A 16,610-nucleotide genomic window follows, 5' to 3' on the forward strand; every position below is an offset into this window, starting at 1 on the left:
GTAGACCCAACGTCTGCTCTCGCGGGGAGCAGCGGACGTTCGCGAAGGGCAGGGGATGGGCAGAGAATGACCCAAAGTGGTCCTAGGGGCGCTGCCCATGAGATCGCTTCTGGAAGGTGGCTATAAGGGTAATTCCTCAGTGGCCGGCTAGTTTCCAAGTTGGCAATGGCTGGTTATCCTGCCCGTCGTCCTTGCCTCGAGTTCCCATGACCTCCCTCCCTTTCGATCCCGATGACGAAGCCCTCCGTTGCCTGGTGGAGGCACTCACCGAAAGCGGGCAGGCAGTCTCCATCTTCGATGCTGAGGATAATCTCCGATACGCCAACAAGACCTACCAGGGCATGTTCCTCGGCAGTTATGACGGTCCGCTCACCTTCACCGGCATCCTCCGCCACGCCCACAGGAACGGGCTGGGAGTGCGGATCGATGACAATGACGTCGAAGCCTTCATCGCCCGGACCTTGGCTAAGCGACGGAGCATGCCCCGCAAGTCGTTCGAGACCGACCTTGTGGATGGCCGCTGGTTCTGGATCGACCATACCGTGCTCCCGAACGGCTGGGTGCTGTCTGTTGGCGCTGATATCACAACGTTGAAGAACAACGAGAAGTCCCTGCGCCAGGCCCATGAGGCAGCGCTGAAGGCGTCGCAGACCGATCAACTCACCGGGCTGCCGAACCGCCGCTACATCCTGGGACTGCTCGACGAGGCGCTTGCCGCCAACGAGGGCACAGGATCGGGCTTGTGTGTGGCCGTGATCGACATCGACCACTTCAAGGCAATCAACGATTCACACGGACACGAGGCGGGTGACGCGGTGCTTGAGCATTTCGCACGTTCCTGCCGGGAGAGGGTGCGCGTCCAGGACCGCGTGGGCCGGACTGGCGGAGAAGAGTTCCTGCTGCTGCTGCCCGATGTTCGGCTCGACGATGCCGTGCGCATCATTGACCGCGTCCGGAATGGTTTTCCCTCAGCAGTCCTGGGGCACAGTGAGATCGCACTGCCGTGCACCTTCAGTGCGGGCGTGACCGAGGCTCTGCCGGACGATGACCGCAGCTCGATCCTGCGCCGGGCCGACCGGGCTCTTTACACCGCCAAGGAGGAGGGGAGGAACCGCACCAGGATCGGCTCCGAAGCAGCACGCTGAGGACGCCGGTCACCTCGTACCCAGCAGTCGACCGGTGTGGTTGAACAACGCACTGTCCATGATCGACCAGGATGTCGAAGACCCGGAATTCCGGCTAGAAGTTGCAATTGCGGAGAGCGAAAGGGTTCCGGCTGGCGTCCTCGTTCACCCGCCATCACAGGAAAGTTGGTTCATGGCACTTCTCGGAAGTAGACCGAGGGTCTGCTCTCGCGGGGAGCAGCGGACGTTCGCGAAGGGCAGGGGATGGGCAGAGAATGACCCTGAGCTGACCTTGAATGGCATGCTCTTAGGCCAGGTTTTATAGTTCAGCAGGCCACAACTGGTGGAGTTGTGGCAGGTCGGACGGTTATACCGGGGCTAACGATCGGAACTGCCTTGCGAGTATCTGAGGAACTCAGAAGCACAATAAATATGCCCCAGGTTTGCGGGCAAGCCGCAAACCTGGGGCGAAGTGGGCCTTCTCAGAAGCCGACCTACTAACGTGTCCGGCTTACGCAGCTCAATGGCTAGCTGGCGGCCTGCTTCACGAAGCGGTCGTCAAACGTTGCGGAAAGATCAACCTTGGCATCTTTCAGCTCGGGGTCGAGCTGCTGCAGCATATCCATGACGCTCTTCATGCCTTCGGGCGGCACAATGCCGTCACGAGAATAGCTTTCAAGGGAGTTCTGTACAGCCTTGAGGTACAGCGGGCGGTCGCCGAGATGGTATTCTGGCGGCACTGTCGCAGCGACATCCTCCGGCTTCGCTGTCTGGAGCCATTTGAGCGACTTCATGAAGGCGTTCACGAGGCGCTGGGTTGTCACCGGATTGGCGTCGATGAAGTCCTTCTTGGTATAGAGGGTTGCTGCCGGGTTCGAACCGCCGAAGAGCGCTCGCGTTCCAGCCTCTGTGCGCGTATCGATCAGGATTGTGATGTCCCCTTCCGACTCGAGCTTGGAAATGACCGGATCGAGGTGTGAGATCACGTCGATCTCACCCTTCTGCATGGCGGCAACAGCACTCGCTCCGGATCCGACGCCAATGAAGGCGGCATCGGAAGGCTTCAGTCCCGCCTTCACCATGGCGTATTGAGCGGTGAGCGCGGTGGAGGATCCGGGGGCTGTCACGCCAATCTTGAGCCCCTTGAAATCGGCCGCGGATTTGACCTGCCCGGCTTTGTCCTTCTTGGCTGCGATCACGATGGCTGGAAAGCGCCCAAGCTCGGTGATGGCGCGAACATCCTGACCTTTGGCTTGCATGCGGATGGTATGCTCATAGGCCCCGGTGACGACGTCGACGGAGCCGCCGATCAAGGCCTGGAGCGACTTGGCGCCGCCACCAAAATCATTGATCTCCACCTCAAGCCCTTCTTCCTTGAAGAATCCCTTCCGTTCAGCGATGGTCAACGGGAGGTAATAGAGTAGCGGCTTGCCGCCCACACCCAGAGTGACCTTGCTCTTTTCCGGCTTCGACTGTGCGAAAGCGTTGCCGCTGAGTCCGGCGGACAGAGCAACGGCGCCCGTCCCAATGAGAAATGTACGGCGTTCCATCCTCGTTCTCCCTGCTTGGATGCAGATTGCGGACGGCAGGATTGCCTAACCTTGCCCGTTTGTCGATGGGGAAGGGCGCCAGACCAGGAGGCGCCTCTCGATAAGGGTCACTACAAAATCGATGAGAATGACGAAGATCGACAGGATCACCATGCCGGCAAAGACGCCGGTGACGTCGAACACGCTCTCCGCCTCATGGATCTTGTAGCCGAGCCCCGCGGAGGAGCCGAGATACTCACCCACGACCGCGCCGACGAGGGCGAACCCAACAGAGGTGTGCAGGGACGAGAACATCCAAGTCAGCGCCGCCGGCCAATAGACGTGCCGCAGCAGCTGACGCTCGTTCATGCCGAGCATCCTGGCGTTTGCCAGCACGACCGGGCTCACCTCACGCACGCCCTGATACACGTTGAAGAAGACGATGAAGAAGACAAGTGTAAAGCCGAGGGCCACCTTCGACCAGATCCCGAGGCCGAACCAGAGGGCGAAAATCGGCGCGAGCACCACCCGCGGCAGCGCGTTCGCCGCCTTGATATAGGGGTCGAACACGGCAGCAAGGAGTTCTCGGCGGGCGAACAGAAAGCCGAACAGGATCCCCCCGCCGGCGCCGAAGGTGAAAGCCAGGATGGTCTCCACAAGGGTGATCCAGAGATGCCGCCATATCTCGCCGGAAGCGAACTCCTTCCAGACCCTCGCCAACACGTCGAGAGGGGTCGAGAAGAAAAACTGGGTCTGCCGCGTCGGGGCGAGAATGGGGTAGGCAGTCAAGACATGCCAGAGCAACAGGAATCCAAGGCCCACAGCAACCTGGAGGAGGATGAGCTTCAAGCGGTTCATGAGGAGGCTCCCTCTCCCTGGGCATAGGCCTTCTGCACCTCGGTGCGAAGGCTCGCCCAGATCTCCTTATGGATGTGATGGAAGGCGGGTTCGAGCCGCACCTCCGCGATGTCGCGTGGGCGTGGCAGCGGCACGGGAAACTCCCCGATGATGCCTGCCGCGGGACCGGCCGACATCACCACCACCCTGTCGGCCAGGGCGATCGCCTCCTCGAGGTCGTGCGTGACGAAGAGAACGGCTTTGCGGTTGGCTGCCCAGAGGTCCAGCAGCAGGTTGCCCATGATTTGCCGGGTCTGGGCATCCAGTGGGCCGAAGGGCTCGTCCATCAGAAGGATCTCGGGATCACGGATCAGCATCTGAGCCAAGGCAACCCGCTTTCGCTGACCGCCTGAAAGCATGTGCGGGTAGCGATCGACAAAGGCGGAGAGCCCGACTCGCCGCAGCCAGTGGCGGGCCTTCATCTCCGCCTCCTTGCGGGAGACACCCTTCGGTTCGAGGGCGACGGCCACGTTCTGAACGGCCGTCTTCCAGGGCATCAGGGCGTCCTGCTGAAAGAGATAGCCCGCACGGCTGTTGAGACCATGCAGAGGCACACCGAAGATCTCGACCTCGCCCTCAGATGGCTTAAGCAGCCCGGCCGATGCATTGAGCAGGGTGGATTTACCACAGCCGGTCGGTCCGACAATGGCAATGAACTCCCCTGGCGATACGGTAAGGTCTATGTTTTGAACCGCCGTGTAGCCACCCACCTTTGGCCCGAAGGTGATGGCGACGCTGCGGAGCGAAACGGCTGGAGCATTCGACGATTCAGGCATGAGAACTAAGCGTTTCCTGCGCCTGTAAGCGGCGCTTGGAGCCATCCTAAAGGCTCTAACCTCTATAGCAAGGGTTAGGCTGGCTCGCGGACCATCGCCCCGTAGCTTTGTTCCAACAGCCTCGTGGGCACTGTCGCGCCTCTAAAAGAGTAAACTCCCCGTTCACGCAGGGCGTAGCAGATGCCAATGACTGCTCGTGGCAGATACTGTTGAAAAAGTCCGCAACTGCCGATTCTGGCGTGGTCAGCATACAGGATGCTGGGCCTAGTTTGGCGCGCTAATACAACTAATAGATCGGCGAAGCAGCGCTCGGGAGTTTTTCAACAAAATCGGCACTGAGCGGAAGTGGGCCGAATGTCTCCTACGGCGGCAATACCGCACGTTCTTGAGCCAGTAGATCTCTTGGTTGAACCTCGCTCACACAATCCAAGGCAGGAGTTCGATCATCCGTCCGAATGTGTGCTAACGAGGTGGAGTCGCTCGAGTTCTTCGGTCTTGGTGAGGCCCAGGAACGGGTGCAAGAGCCCGGGCGACGAGAGGATCGTTAACGATCCGCTCACCATGCTGAGTGGAAGGCGCATTGCCTTGTGAACGCCTCCTCCTGGTTCGGGGTTAGCCAACCGAACTCCTGAAGGAAGGGTACCCGCATGTTCCCGATCTCTCCGCTCTGGAGCCGAGCCTCCCAGGCCCCGTGTGCAGCCCCCGAAGCAAGCCCCATCCGCGTGCTCTTGGTTGAAGATGATCTCATGGTTGGCGCCGTGGCAGCCGAGGCCTTGGAGGAAGGCGGGTTCGTTGTTTTGATTGCTGCCAGTGCCGAAGAGGCCGAGATCATTCTCAGCCAGGAGATGATCGATGTCCTGTTCACCGACATCGATCTAGGCGGGCGCGACGGTTGCGACCTCGCTCATAGAGCGCTCAAAGCACGGCCTGATCTTCGGAGCTCGAAGACGGAAACGTCGATGGCAAGCCCTTCCGCGCGGGCCGAAAGCTTGCCTGTTGTTGCGCCGTTCCGGTTGCGGCATTCGAAGCCGGGGCCGGTCTGGACAGCCTTGAGTTCCGTGTTCTTGAGGCCGACCACCAGGGGAGCGACCAGATCTCCGATCCAGTGCCCGAGTTGACTGGCAAAGCGACAAGCCAGGATAAGTTGGTCCGTCAGGCGCACCTTGGATCCCTGCCGGGATGGCACCGGCACTGCCTTCAGCTGGACCGGTGCTTCGATCCGGCAGCGATCATTCGAACTTGAAGGCTGCTCCGCTGTCTCGATGTCGAAGCCCGCCGCTTTGAGCGCGGTCAGGCACACGCCGGGATCCGGCTCGGATGGTGCCGCAGCCTCGGTTGGAGGCTTCTCGGGTTGGGGCAGAGGTGTCTGTGCAGGAACGGCAGCATCACTGGGTCGCGGCGGGGGAAGGGGCGGAACCGGCTGCGCCGCTACAGTGCTTCCCCACAGCATAACCATCATCGTCAATGCCTGTCGGGTCTGCACCATGCCCTCGCCTTGCTCTAAGAGGCAACGCAACGGTCACGTTTATGGTTCGTCCGGCGCAGATTATTGCCGGGTTTCTGCAACAGGTGGAAAGCATTGTTTCTGCCGCTACGCTGAAACCAGCCCGTGAGTCGGCAGTTGCCCTGACTAACGTATGTTAGCCTGACGCTCATGGTGCTGTGGCAGGCTGACGGGACAGTCCAGGGAGAATGCCGATGCCCCACGACGCCTCAGGCGACTTGCGCTTGCCCCATGTCGCCGACGTTTGCCCGGACGTCGCGACATTCATGATCGCTAGAGCCTTCGCCGAGGTCTATCGTGATGTGCTTGTAGAACCTGTCCCTGAACCGCTCGCGGCAATTCTGCGGCAGATGGACAGCAGTGGGGCTGACTATGACCACGATGCAGCCTGAGCCGCACATCGCCCTGGTCGTCGAGGACGATCCCGATGTTCGGGAGCTCGCCACGGTCCTGCTGGAGGAAACGACACTCGATGTCGTGCAGGTCGAGAACGCCGAAGCAGCGCTGCATTGCCTCCAGGATAGGGGAGGGGAAGTGGCGATGATATTTGCCGATATTCGCCTGCCCGGCACGATGGACGGAGTACAGCTTGCAAGAGCAGCCTGCACCCTTTGGCCTGCGATCCGGATCGTTCTGACCTCCGGTGCCGCAAGTGATCGGCCGGACGCATTGCCGGACTCCGTCATCTTCATTCCGAAGCCCTGGCGCGGCCTCGACGTGCTGGTGCAGGCGGAGAAGGCCGTCCGTCACCCGCAGCCGCCGGTGGTGTGAATGGTCCTTCCTGGAACGGACATCCCCCTCGTGGTCTTGGTGGTCGAGGATGAGCCGCTGGTGCGCATGACCGCAGCCGACGAGCTCGACGAGGCGGGGTTCCGCGTGCTGGAGGCCGGGAACGCCGACGAGGCGCTGAGGGTGCTGGAGGCACATTCCGACTTGGTTCAAGTGCTGTTCACCGACGTTGACATGCCAGGTTCGATGGACGGCATGGCCCTGGCCGAGCAGGTCCATCAGCGATGGCCGCATGTGCTGCTGCTGATCTCCTCCGGCTATGCCCGGCCGCATCCTGACGAGATCCCAGATCACGGCCGTTTCGTGCCAAAGCCGTATCGCGGTGAGACTCTTGTCCGGCATATCACGGAGATGATCCGGGGATCGTAAGGTTCAGGAAGGCTTTTACCCGTAGTGTGATGGAGATTCTCAGCGGCTCTTCAACACCAAGCTTCTCGTCGTGATCGCATCGCCCGTCGCGGCAAAGGCTGCCGTGTTGTCGAAGATGCACCACGTTTCGACCCCCGCTGCGGCATCGCTCGCAATCCGCTCGGCAATGGCGGCGAGGTATTCCGAACTATAGGCAGAGTAGTAGATCCTGGGAGAGCCGTGCAGGCGATAGTACGACATGCCACGCCAGCCACTTGGCTTGTCCGCGCCTGACACCGGGGCAGGATCGGCTGCCACCCGGGCAATCCGAAGCTCGTCGAGCAGGCCCTCGACTTCCGGCATGAACCAGGTGGCATGGCGCGGCTCGCAGACAAGGGGGCCTCCAACGCGGTTGCGCAACTCGGTCAGGAAGGTGTCAGCAACACCAACTTCGAACCTCAAGCTCGGAGGCAGTTGAACCAGCAGCGGACCCAGCTTGGGCCCGAGGCCGCTGACTTCCGACAGGAAGCGATCCAGCAGGTCATCGGCATCTTTGAGACGGTGCTCGTGGGTGATTGCCTTCGGGACCTTGACGGCAAAGCGGAATCTCTCCGGCACCGACGCGGCCCAGCGCTCATAGGTGGTCGTCCGGTGGGGGCGATAGAACGATGAGTTGATCTCAACCGCGTTGAGGACGGCGCTGTAGCGCTCCAAGTGGGATCCCGCGACTGGGAAGGGGGCTGCATGCTCCTTCGGAATGCTCCAGGCGGCCGTGCCGATTCGGGCCATGGGAGTGGTTCCGTCGGTGGGAATACCGAGGCTGCGAGGTTTCGGGTGGTCGAGATCGGAAATGTCGTCCATACCCTCTCATCGACAAAGCTGACATCCGTTCCGCCTTGACGAGGTTCATGGGCAACCCCGGATCATACGAACGGCCTTGCCGTGCCAACGCCGTCTGCCGAAAGGGCGTTCCGTCCATAGACCAATTCCCACGGACCAATACATTGAAGCGATAGCCAAGAGCTTGCTTTCGACCTGAGACGGAAGGTCGTTCAATGCTGAGATCATCGTTTCGAACATCACGAAGTCATTCGTGCATATCGGCTCAGGAGATGCATCTTGGCCTTGCTTGGGGTCACGGTCGTCAACTGGTGGCGCTAGGCGGGACGGAGACGTCGCTATTTGAAATCACGAGTAGCGACCTTGATCGCTGGGACACTCTCTTGAGCTTGCTCCTGGATGCACGGGCGAGCTGCCGTCTCCGCCGATCCGATCCTCAGCCTGTCCCGGGTGCCGATCTTACTCTCGTCCCCGCGTCCGCTCCTCAGACGTAATTCGCCGTCGCGGTCTGCAACTGAGCGCAGGAGGTCGGAGAGGTCGAGAAAGTGCTCGGCGATGAGATGGGTGACGCCGCCTTCGCGCTGAAGCCGACCTCGGCAGCCGATCATGCCTGAGGACAGGATCAGGCGCCGGTGCTTCTCGAACACAGTCAACCAGATCACGAGATTGGCGACATCAGTCTCGTCCTCGATCGTCATGAAGGTCACGCCCTTGGCCGAGCTTGGCTTCTGTCGCACGAGGACGAGACCTGCAACCGTCATCCGCTGCCCGTCTCGGGCGCGGTGCAGATCCCGGCAGAAGCGGATCCGGCGCTCGAGCAATTCCTGTCGCAGGAAGGAGACAGGATGTCGGCGCAAGGTCAGGCCTTTAGAGCGGTAGTCCTCGACGACCTCACGGCCTTCGGTCATCGGGACGAACTCGACTTCCGGTTCAATGAGTTCGGGCCTGTTCATCCGATCTCTCTCGTCGGCGGCTGCGAACAGCGGCATCACCTCATCCGAGAGACCCTCGATGGTCCAGATCGCATCGCGCCGATTGACGCCAAGTGAGCCAAAGGCATCCGCCTCGGCTAAATGCTTCAGCGCTTTGACCGAGATCCCGGCGCGGCGCCAGAGATCCTCGATGGAGGAGAACGGCTGCTCAGCACGCATGATTGGGATCAGGCCGCCATCCGTATTGGCAAGGCCATGCACCATCTTGAGACCGAGGCAGACGGCGAAGCGCCGAGTGTTTCGGGTCTGCTCCAGGGTGCAGTCCCAACGGGAATGATTGATGTCGACGGGCCGCACCTCGATCCCATGAACCTGCGCGTCCCGCACCAGTTGGGCCGGCGCATAGAAGCCCATGGGCTGCGAGTTGAGAATGGCGCAGCAGAACACGTCCGGGTGATGGCACTTCATCCAGGATGAGGCATAGGCAATCTTGGCGAAGGAAGCCGCATGGCTCTCCGGAAAGCCATAGGAGCCGAAGCCCTCGAGCTGCTTGAAGGTGCGCTCGGCAAAGGCGGCGTCGTAACCGCGTGCGACCATGCCCGTGATCAGCTTCTCACGAAATCTGGACACGCCAGCCGTGAACTTGAAGGTCGCCATGGCACGACGTAACTGGTCGGCCTCTGACGGCGTAAACCCAGCGCATTCGATCGCCACCCGCATAGCCTGTTCCTGGAAGAGCGGCACACCTAGCGTCTTCTCCAGCACTCGCCTGAGTTCCGGACGCGGGTACTCGACCTCCTCACGCTTTTCTCGCCGGCGCAGATAGGGATGGACCATGTCGCCCTGGATCGGACCGGGGCGGACGATCGCCACCTGAATGACGATGTCGTAGAAGGTCTTGGGCTTCATGCGCGGCAGCATCGCCATCTGGGCGCGGCTTTCGATCTGGAAGGTGCCGACCGTGTCGGCCTTTTGGATCATGGCGTAGGTCGCCTTGTCCTCGCCTGGGATCGTGGCGATGTCGTAGCTCTCGCCCTTGTGCTCGCGCAGGAGGTCGAAGGCCCGGCGCATGCACCCCAGCATGCCCAATCCCAGTACGTCGACCTTCATGAACTTGAGGGTGTCGATGTCGTTCTTGTCCCACTCGATGACCTGCCGGTTCTCCATGGCGGCCGGTTCGATGGGTACCAAATTGTCGAGCCGATCTTGGGTCAGGACGAAACCGCCCGGGTGCTGCGAGAGGTGGCGCGGCGCCCCGATGAGCTCGGAGGCAAGTTCCAGGGTCATGCGCAGGCGCGGATCGTCCAGATTGAGGTTGAGCTCCTTCGCCTCCTTGTCGGAGACGCCGTCATTGCCCCAACCCCACACGAGGCCGGCCAAGCCTGTCGTCACATCCTCGGGAACGCCAAGGGCCTTGCCGACCTCGCGCACCGCGCCCCGGGCGCGGTAGCATGAGACGACGGCCGTCAGGGCGGCGCGATGACGGCCATAGGTGTCGTAGATCCATTGGATCACCTCCTCGCGGCGCTCGTGCTCGAAGTCGACGTCGATATCCGGCGGCTCGCGGCGCTCTTGGGACACGAAGCGCTCGAATAGCAGGTCATGCTCAGTGGGGTTGATGGAGGTAATGCCGAGCACGAAGCAGACCGCGGAGTTCGCCGCTGAGCCGCGTCCTTGGCACAGGATCCCACGCGATTTGGCGAAGGAGACAATGGCATGCACGGTGAGGAAGTAGGGTGCGTAGCCCAGTTCCTCTATCAGCCGCAGCTCATGCCGGCACGTTGCAGCGACCACATCGGGAATACCGTCCGGATAGCGCTTCCTCGCACCCTCCCAGGTCAACCGCTCCAGCTTTTCCTGTGCCGTCTCGCTGGGCTCCGTCTCGGACGGGTACTGGTAGCGCAGCTCATCAAGCGAGAAGGTGCAACGCTCAAGCACCTCACGCACCCGCCGGAATGCCTCGGGGTGGCGCTCGAACAGGCGCTCCATCTCAGCCGGATCCTTGAGGTAGCGGTCGGCATGCCGCTCAAGCCGGTAGCCCGCCTCGTCGATGGTGCAGCCTTCCCGAATACAGGACACAACGTCCTGCAAGCGGCGACGGTCGGGATGATGGTAGAGCACGTCGCCCATGGTGATGGTCGGCACCCGGGCGGCCTGCGCTGCTTGCTCAATGGCATGAAGGCGCAGGTGCTCGTTGGGGGCAAAGCGCCGGATCAGCGCCATGTAGGCGCGGTTGCCGAAGGCTGCTTTAGTACGTGCAAGGTTTTGGTCTAGGAGGGCGTCTGCTTCATCGCCGAGGAGAATGGCGAGGAGACCCTCGTTCCAGGTCACCACATCATCCCAGACAAGATGGCACCGGCCCTTACCGCCGCGGCTCTTGCCGAGGCTGAGCAGCCGGGACAGGCGCGAGTAGGCAGCCCGATCGGTCGGATAGACGAGGAGCGACGTGCCGTCGGTGAGGTCGAGCCGGCACCCGATGACAAGCCGGACGCTGGTGTCCCGGGACGCCTCATAGGCGCGCACGATCCCGGCCAACGAGTTGCGATCGGTGATGCCGAGAGCGGTAATGCCGAGGAGCTTCGCCTGCTCGAACAGCTCCTGCGGGCTTGAGGCGCCGCGCAGGAACGAGAAGTGGGTCGTGACCTGGAGTTCAGCATACATGGGAGAGATGACCTTCTGTTATGAGAAGACACCGTGCATCCACCAGCGCCCGCCCTCGGCGGTGGGCGCATCGCGGAAGATCCAGAAGCGGCCGCCTTGCTCGGTCTCGACGCGATAGTAGTCGCGGGCGGCTGAGCCCTTGTCGCCGCTCCACCATTCCGGCGCGATGCGTTCCGGCCCATCGGCCTTGGCGACCTTGTGCCGGACCCTGCGCCAGACAAAGAAGGCCGGCGGGTGATCCGGGAGCAGCGCGGTCGCTACCACGACCTCTGGCGGATCGAGCAGGCGCGTGGGCCGCGGCAGTGTCTCCGGCCAGACCGAGCCAGTCGGCGGGGAAAGCGCCGGTATTCGCCGTGCCATGCGCTCCGGCACGAGGCTTTGGACAGGGGCGAGACGGTAGACCTTCTTCATACCGATGCGGGCGCCGAGCCGGTCGACGAGCTGGCCCATGTCGGCTTCCTCAGCTTCTGCGTCACCAAGGCCACGAATTTGGGTTTGCGTCTCCGTCAGAGGCTCGATCTTGCTCGCGATCAGGATGATCTCCTCGATGCCGAACCCGGGATCGATGGTTAGCAGCCGCTCATCGAAGAGCCTTGCAAGATGAGCCGCGTCCCTGTTGGCTCTGGCCGTGCCGACGCGAAGGCAAGCGCTCTTCTGATCGACGCGCTGGAACAGGAGGTCGAGACGGCGCACGCCTTCGCCTCGGCGATCCAGTTGCCGGCACAGATCCTTGGCAAGCCGCAGCAGCACGCTCTTGAGATCCTCCAACCGGCCGATCGGCTCTGGGAAGGCTCGCGATGCTGTCGGCGTTTCCTTGGGGATCAGCGGGGTGATGGGCTCGAACGCGTGCCCAAGCGCCTGATCGAGACGCAGGGCTACATCCCGGCCAAAGCGTCGGACCAGCGGGGCACGCGGCATTGCCGCCAACTGGCCGACCCGCTCGATGCCGAGCCGATGCAGGGCACTGAGCTTGTCGGCGGCAATGCGCAAGCCACGGATCGACAGGGTCGCGACCGCATCCACCGTCCGGCCCGTCGGGACGACGCCACCGGCTCCATAGCGCGCCACAGCCCAGGCCGCCCCCGGGGCATCGGCGACAGCCGCTCTGGCCGCAATGCCTTGCCGTGTCAGGCGGCTGGTCAGATCAGCGAGCAGTTCCTCCTCGCTGCCGAAGAGGTGCGCCACGCCGGCGATATCGATCCACAGCCCGTCGGGAGGATCAGGCGCTACCACGGGCGAGTAGCCGATGGCCCAGCGTGCGAGTTCTCGCAATGATGCGTCATCCTCGTCCGCTGCGGCTTCAACCACATGCAGGTTCGGCACCAAGGTCTGTGCCTGCGCAAGCGCCATGCCGACATGCAAGCCAACCTCCTGCGCGGCCGCACAGGCTGCACGCACGACGCGGCGCGATCCGATAGTATGGACGGTCACAAGCGGCTCATGACGCGGCGGCTCGCCGATCCGCCGCCTGATCCGATCGGTCGGCCAGGTCGGCAGGTAGAGCGAGACGACCCTTCGCATCACAGGCCTCCACAATCCAGGTACGGGGTTCGGCGCCTCGGCAGCGCAGGAGTTCGACTTGCCAGCGTTCCCGTCCGAGGCCGGGAGCCGGCATGAGCTCGGAGGGAGCAGGAGCGATGCGCCAGCGGGTCATGGCAGCCGTCGGCAGATGGACCAGATTCTTCTCGGCCAGAGTCCACCAGCGTCGGATCACCAAGGCGGTCACGCCTGTCGCTTCAGCTGCCAGTTGCAGGCGTCGCGAGGCGATGAGGCTCATGCGGTTGACCTCGCCGACCACGGCAGCCAGACCCTTCTCGCGCAGGCCTTCCTCGATCAGCGGCAGGATCTCTCGCTCGCGCTCGGCTTCGGCATAGATTACGCGATCGGGATGCAGGCCGGCGCGCAGGAGACCGGGCGCAAACAGATCGCGGCGGCTCAGGCACCAGAGCACAGGTCCCTTGAGACGGGCCGCAATCCCCGCGGTGAAGAGCGTGGTGCTGCCGGCGAACTCGGAGGCGAGGCCCGCCTCGATCATCTCGTGCAGGGCGCCCCGGGCGAGGCCGCCGCCTGGCAGGTGCTCATCGACGGCGCGAAGACCGAAGGGCAGAGGCTTGATCTTCTGTGACCCGCCCTCGAACCGAGCAATCTGGAGCCGCAAAGCGGCAAGCCTGTCCTGTTGCCCGGGGTTCATGGAATCCGTGCCGAAGCCAAATCTGTTGTTGACGATGTTCCTATTATGTTCTCATTTGAGAGTGAGTCAAATACACGCAGGAGTAGCTGTGAATTGCGAGGAGAAGAGTGTTGCAGAGGAGCTGATAAAGCGCCGCGAAAACACCGATGCATTATGGACATAGCCAAGCGTCATACCTAACCCTGGCTCTGCGCTTGGGCTGAAGGTCCGCCAATGGCACGAGGCAGATGAAAGCCGAACTTCCTCAGTCGCGGGGTTAACGGACCTCCGCACGATCAAGCTGAAGGACGATACGTGACCCTGAACAGACCTTCAGCGTTCGCAAAACGCCCTGGTTGGTATATAGGATTGATACGATCCAGAGCCGCCTTCCCAAATCGGATGTTGTGGTAAGTCCATGCTCCATGTTTGCCAACGATGCTCCCAAGATTGTCATTCGCATAAGGACGATGAATGGGTCTGTACCTTTTGGCGCTTCTGATTGGAGTGATTGCCGGGTTGCGCGCGATGACGGCTCCAGCGGCTGTGAGCTGGGCGGCTTTCTTTGGGTTCCTAAACCTTGAGGGAACTTGGCTCGCCTTTCTGGGCTATCAGTTTACACCCTGGATCCTGACCGTTCTTGCCATCGGTGAACTCGTGCCGATCAACTGCCCACCACGCCGAGCCGTAAACGGCTGGCCCCCTTCGCCACCCGGGTTCTCGTCGGAGGCCTGTGCGGTGGAGCTATCGCTATGGGTGGTTCCTTTCCGGGAGGGCTTGCTGCCGGGGCCGTGGGGAGCATCATCGGTACCCTAGGAGGGGCGGAGGGCCGGACGCGTCTGGCTGCCGCTTTCGGCGCAGATCGTCCCGCCGCCTTGATCGAGGACACCGTTGCAATCATCGGGGCGGCACTGGTCTTGGGAGCAATGCCATGACTCATTCCTTCGATGCCATCGTGATCGGCGCCGGTCAGGCCGGCCCTTCGCTTGCCGGGCGATTGACCGCGGCAGGCATGAGCATCGCCCTCGTCGAGCGCAAGCTCTTCGGTGGAACCTGTGTCAACACCGGCTGCATGCCAACCAAGACGCTAGTGGCGAGCGCCTATGCGGCCCATCTCGCGCGTCGGGGGGTTCTGTTGCAGCTTTGAAGCTTGCGCTGCCTGAGCTACAGGATGAGGGTAGCAAGTGGGGCTCGCGGTGAAGCAGAGTAACAAGAACCTGTTCAAAGGTCGGCAGTTCACGGCGGAGATCATTCTGTGGGCGGTCCGCTGGTACCTGCAGTTCCCGATCAGCTACCGCGATCTCGAGAGCATGTTCTCCGATCGGGGCATTCAGGTCGGCCACACGACCGTGTTTCGGTGGATCCAGGCCTATGCACCGGAGTTGGAGAAGCGCATCCGTTCCCATCTTTGTATGACCAATGGCTCCTGGCGAGTCGACGAAACATATATCCGAGTAAAGGGCGAATGGGTTTATCTCTATCGCGCCGTTGATGCTTCTGGGCAGACCATCGACTTCCTGCTCTCACCCAAGCGGGATGCGGCTGCTGCCAAGCGGTTCTTCCGGAAAGCCTTGAGGCAGCCTCATACGGTCAACCCGCGGACCCTCACGGTGGACAAGAATGCGGCCTATCCCGTTGCGACGAAAGCTATGAAACGCGCTGGAGAGCTCTGGCGCTTTGCCAAACTCCGGCAGGTGAAATTCTTGAACAACATCGTTGAGCAGGATCACCGGCGTATCAAGCGCCTGGTCCGGCCAGGGCTGGGCTTCAAGAGCTTCATAACGGCCACCCAGACGATCGCAGGTTATGAGGCGATGGCGATGATCCGTAAAGGGCAGGTCGCCGGTGTGCTACCCAATCACATGGGCGCTCAGCGCGACTTCATTGCTGCCCTATTCAGCCCAGTCATGTAACCTGAGTCCTTTTCCGGGCTTCGTTTGACCTGTATCGGGAGTTGCAACGGAACCGGTCAAGCGGCCCTGATCAGGTCGTCTTCAGATCCACGGCCGATTCTTTGCCGGAGCGGCGGTCCGCCTCAACCTCATAGGAGATCTTCTGGCCCTCAGCCAAGCCACGCAGGCCAGCACGCTCCACGGCGCTGATATGAACGAACACGTCCTTGCCGCCGTTGTCTGGCTGAATGAAGCCGTAGCCCTTCTGATCGTTGAACCACTTCACCGTTCCTGTCGCCACGAAGCTTTTCCCTCTGTTGAAGTCGCCCAGGTGAGAGGAAATATTAACCGCAGAATGCGGAGAGTGTCGAGCGCCGCGTATAGATCCTCAAAGAGATCAGCATCCACAAAGAGCTGCATCCTTGCCAGCGTCAGCACTCCTAGTGTGTGGTGGAGCGGCCTATGAGCAGTGGGCCGAGGAGCGCCAGGCTCGAAATGTGGTCCCTCATCCCAAGCCTCATCATGAGCAGTAAACGCTGCGCAGTTTCGCATAACTCGCTAGTATGGAACGCGAAGAAGAGCCCCGGCGGGCAGGGCCAGCTCTGTCGTCAGCGTTGACGCTGACCAGCACTAGGCGCACGATCAACACCTGTGATGGTCGAGCACGGCGCTTGGACTCCCGAAGCTGCCCGTCGTTCCCCACGGGCAAGGCCGCGGGACCCTTCCTCCCCGCGGCCTTCGCCATATTCGGCCGCGAATTTCCGGTAGGCGCATTAGGGAACAGGTTGGATGGGACCTTCCCTAAGCGCAAAAGGGGCTCCAAAGATCGCTGCAGCGTTGGGCGGCAGGATTGCGCAGTAGGTTGAGTAGTCCATCCCGTAGCCGACCATGTGGCGGGTGTCCCCGCACCAATGTCCCCCGGCTGTTTCCCCCGTGTCCCCGGGCAGAGCGCGATACTGGACCCTGTAGTCCGGCACGGCAATCCAGGTTCCGTTGACGAGCATTAGCACCCCGGCTGGCGTCACCCGGTAGGGTGCGGGGCGGCAATCCTGCTCGTTGCAGCAACTGTTTCCTAGTGGATCGAATCTAACGCTTGGTGCCCACGCCTGACGGCGGCGATGATTTCATCCGGATCAGCCGTCCAGGTG

Annotated in this window: 14 protein-coding genes and 3 pseudogenes; 8 read left to right on the forward strand and 9 right to left on the reverse strand. The window is 61.9% G+C overall.

Annotated features, from left to right (window positions below):
* The first annotated feature begins 206 nt into the window (after positions 1-206).
* Positions 207-1,145: a GGDEF domain-containing protein gene (locus AC0QTX_RS25805; protein WP_474606659.1), complete on the forward strand. Its 939-nt coding sequence runs from the start codon at positions 207-209 to the stop codon at positions 1,143-1,145.
* 506 nt (positions 1,146-1,651) lie between these two features.
* Here AC0QTX_RS25805 and AC0QTX_RS25810 read toward each other — a convergent pair.
* From AC0QTX_RS25810 to AC0QTX_RS25820, 3 genes are read right to left on the reverse strand one after another with little or no spacing between them, the layout of a single operon-like run.
* Positions 1,652-2,674 (reverse strand): ABC transporter substrate-binding protein, encoded by a 1,023-nt coding sequence (locus AC0QTX_RS25810; protein ID WP_474606660.1) that lies wholly within the window; start codon positions 2,672-2,674, stop codon positions 1,652-1,654.
* A gap of 45 nt (positions 2,675-2,719) precedes the next feature.
* Positions 2,720-3,511, reverse strand: coding sequence for an ABC transporter permease (locus AC0QTX_RS25815; RefSeq protein WP_474606661.1), 792 nt, complete (start codon positions 3,509-3,511; stop codon positions 2,720-2,722).
* On the reverse strand, positions 3,508-4,326 hold the full coding sequence (locus AC0QTX_RS25820; RefSeq protein ID WP_474606662.1) for an ABC transporter ATP-binding protein: 819 nt from the start codon (positions 4,324-4,326) through the stop codon (positions 3,508-3,510). Before AC0QTX_RS25820 ends, AC0QTX_RS25815 begins: the two co-directional genes overlap by 4 nt.
* Before the next feature lie 746 nt (positions 4,327-5,072).
* Here AC0QTX_RS25820 and AC0QTX_RS25825 point away from each other — a divergent pair.
* Positions 5,073-5,180: pseudogene (locus tag AC0QTX_RS25825) on the forward strand (response regulator); the annotation flags it as partial.
* 50 nt (positions 5,181-5,230) lie between these two features.
* On the opposite strand, the gene AC0QTX_RS25830 reads toward AC0QTX_RS25825, so the two are convergent.
* Positions 5,231-5,812: an extensin family protein gene (locus AC0QTX_RS25830; RefSeq protein ID WP_474606663.1), complete on the reverse strand. Its 582-nt coding sequence runs from the start codon at positions 5,810-5,812 to the stop codon at positions 5,231-5,233.
* 212 nt (positions 5,813-6,024) lie between these two features.
* Here AC0QTX_RS25830 and AC0QTX_RS25835 point away from each other — a divergent pair, with 212 nt between their 5' ends.
* Genes AC0QTX_RS25835 through AC0QTX_RS25845 form a run of 3 tightly spaced genes read left to right on the forward strand, consistent with a single transcriptional unit; the run spans position 6,025 to position 6,988 of the window.
* Entirely contained in the window at positions 6,025-6,222 is a 198-nt protein-coding gene (locus tag AC0QTX_RS25835) for a hypothetical protein (protein WP_474606664.1), read from the forward strand.
* Positions 6,203-6,601: a response regulator gene (locus tag AC0QTX_RS25840; protein WP_474606665.1), complete on the forward strand. Its 399-nt coding sequence runs from the start codon at positions 6,203-6,205 to the stop codon at positions 6,599-6,601. Before AC0QTX_RS25835 ends, AC0QTX_RS25840 begins: the two co-directional genes overlap by 20 nt.
* A complete protein-coding gene (locus AC0QTX_RS25845; protein WP_474606666.1) occupies positions 6,602-6,988 on the forward strand; it encodes a response regulator in 387 nt (128 codons plus the stop codon).
* A gap of 39 nt (positions 6,989-7,027) precedes the next feature.
* Here the strand turns inward: AC0QTX_RS25845 and AC0QTX_RS25850 are convergent, their stop codons facing one another.
* The 4 genes from AC0QTX_RS25850 to AC0QTX_RS25865 all read right to left on the reverse strand — a co-directional run bounded on the left by AC0QTX_RS25850 (position 7,028) and on the right by AC0QTX_RS25865 (position 13,591).
* Positions 7,028-7,756 (reverse strand): DUF72 domain-containing protein, encoded by a 729-nt coding sequence (locus tag AC0QTX_RS25850; protein WP_474606672.1) that lies wholly within the window; start codon positions 7,754-7,756, stop codon positions 7,028-7,030.
* Positions 7,757-8,145: 389 nt separating this feature from the next.
* Positions 8,146-11,400, reverse strand: coding sequence for an error-prone DNA polymerase (locus AC0QTX_RS25855; RefSeq protein WP_474606667.1), 3,255 nt, complete (start codon positions 11,398-11,400; stop codon positions 8,146-8,148).
* An 18-nt stretch (positions 11,401-11,418) separates the two neighbouring features.
* Complete coding sequence (locus tag AC0QTX_RS25860) at positions 11,419-12,921, reverse strand: Y-family DNA polymerase (protein ID WP_474606668.1); 1,503 nt, start codon at positions 12,919-12,921, stop codon at positions 11,419-11,421.
* On the reverse strand, positions 12,839-13,591 hold the full coding sequence (locus AC0QTX_RS25865; RefSeq protein WP_474606669.1) for an ImuA family protein: 753 nt from the start codon (positions 13,589-13,591) through the stop codon (positions 12,839-12,841). The genes AC0QTX_RS25860 and AC0QTX_RS25865 overlap by 83 nt, the downstream gene beginning before the upstream one ends.
* A 453-nt stretch (positions 13,592-14,044) precedes the next feature.
* Between AC0QTX_RS25865 and AC0QTX_RS25870 the strand changes: the two are divergent.
* From AC0QTX_RS25870 to AC0QTX_RS25880, 3 genes and pseudogenes are all read left to right on the forward strand, one after another.
* Positions 14,045-14,505: pseudogene (locus AC0QTX_RS25870) on the forward strand (DUF4126 domain-containing protein).
* Positions 14,502-14,696 (forward strand): annotated as a pseudogene (locus AC0QTX_RS25875) (FAD-dependent oxidoreductase); the annotation flags it as partial. The pseudogenes AC0QTX_RS25870 and AC0QTX_RS25875, both read left to right, overlap by 4 nt.
* 70 nt (positions 14,697-14,766) lie before the next feature.
* Positions 14,767-15,483 carry an IS6 family transposase gene (locus tag AC0QTX_RS25880; protein WP_474606670.1) on the forward strand — a complete coding sequence of 239 codons (717 nt, stop codon included), beginning with the start codon at positions 14,767-14,769 and terminating at the stop codon, positions 15,481-15,483.
* A gap of 70 nt (positions 15,484-15,553) precedes the next feature.
* Here the strand turns inward: AC0QTX_RS25880 and AC0QTX_RS25885 are convergent, their stop codons facing one another.
* Positions 15,554-15,763, reverse strand: coding sequence for a cold-shock protein (locus AC0QTX_RS25885; RefSeq protein ID WP_474606671.1), 210 nt, complete (start codon positions 15,761-15,763; stop codon positions 15,554-15,556).
* Between the last annotated feature and the right edge of the window lie 847 nt (positions 15,764-16,610).

The sequence above is a fragment of the Microvirga sp. jy35 genome (genome assembly GCF_056148915.1).

Bases quoted from the DNA above. Each gene is read 5' to 3' on its own strand.
- AC0QTX_RS25805 (WP_474606659.1), top strand. From the start codon at position 207: ATGACCTCCCTCCCTTTCGATCCCGATGACGAAGCCCTCCGTTGCCTG.
- AC0QTX_RS25810 (WP_474606660.1), bottom strand. From the start codon at position 2,674: ATGGAACGCCGTACATTTCTCATTGGGACGGGCGCCGTTGCTCTGTCC.
- AC0QTX_RS25815 (WP_474606661.1), bottom strand. From the start codon at position 3,511: ATGAACCGCTTGAAGCTCATCCTCCTCCAGGTTGCTGTGGGCCTTGGA.
- AC0QTX_RS25820 (WP_474606662.1), bottom strand. From the start codon at position 4,326: ATGCCTGAATCGTCGAATGCTCCAGCCGTTTCGCTCCGCAGCGTCGCC.
- AC0QTX_RS25830 (WP_474606663.1), bottom strand. From the start codon at position 5,812: ATGGTGCAGACCCGACAGGCATTGACGATGATGGTTATGCTGTGGGGA.
- AC0QTX_RS25835 (WP_474606664.1), top strand. From the start codon at position 6,025: ATGCCCCACGACGCCTCAGGCGACTTGCGCTTGCCCCATGTCGCCGAC.
- AC0QTX_RS25840 (WP_474606665.1), top strand. From the start codon at position 6,203: ATGACCACGATGCAGCCTGAGCCGCACATCGCCCTGGTCGTCGAGGAC.
- AC0QTX_RS25845 (WP_474606666.1), top strand. From the start codon at position 6,602: ATGGTCCTTCCTGGAACGGACATCCCCCTCGTGGTCTTGGTGGTCGAG.
- AC0QTX_RS25850 (WP_474606672.1), bottom strand. From the start codon at position 7,756: ATGGCCCGAATCGGCACGGCCGCCTGGAGCATTCCGAAGGAGCATGCA.
- AC0QTX_RS25855 (WP_474606667.1), bottom strand. From the start codon at position 11,400: ATGTATGCTGAACTCCAGGTCACGACCCACTTCTCGTTCCTGCGCGGC.
- AC0QTX_RS25860 (WP_474606668.1), bottom strand. From the start codon at position 12,921: ATGCGAAGGGTCGTCTCGCTCTACCTGCCGACCTGGCCGACCGATCGG.
- AC0QTX_RS25865 (WP_474606669.1), bottom strand. From the start codon at position 13,591: ATGAACCCCGGGCAACAGGACAGGCTTGCCGCTTTGCGGCTCCAGATT.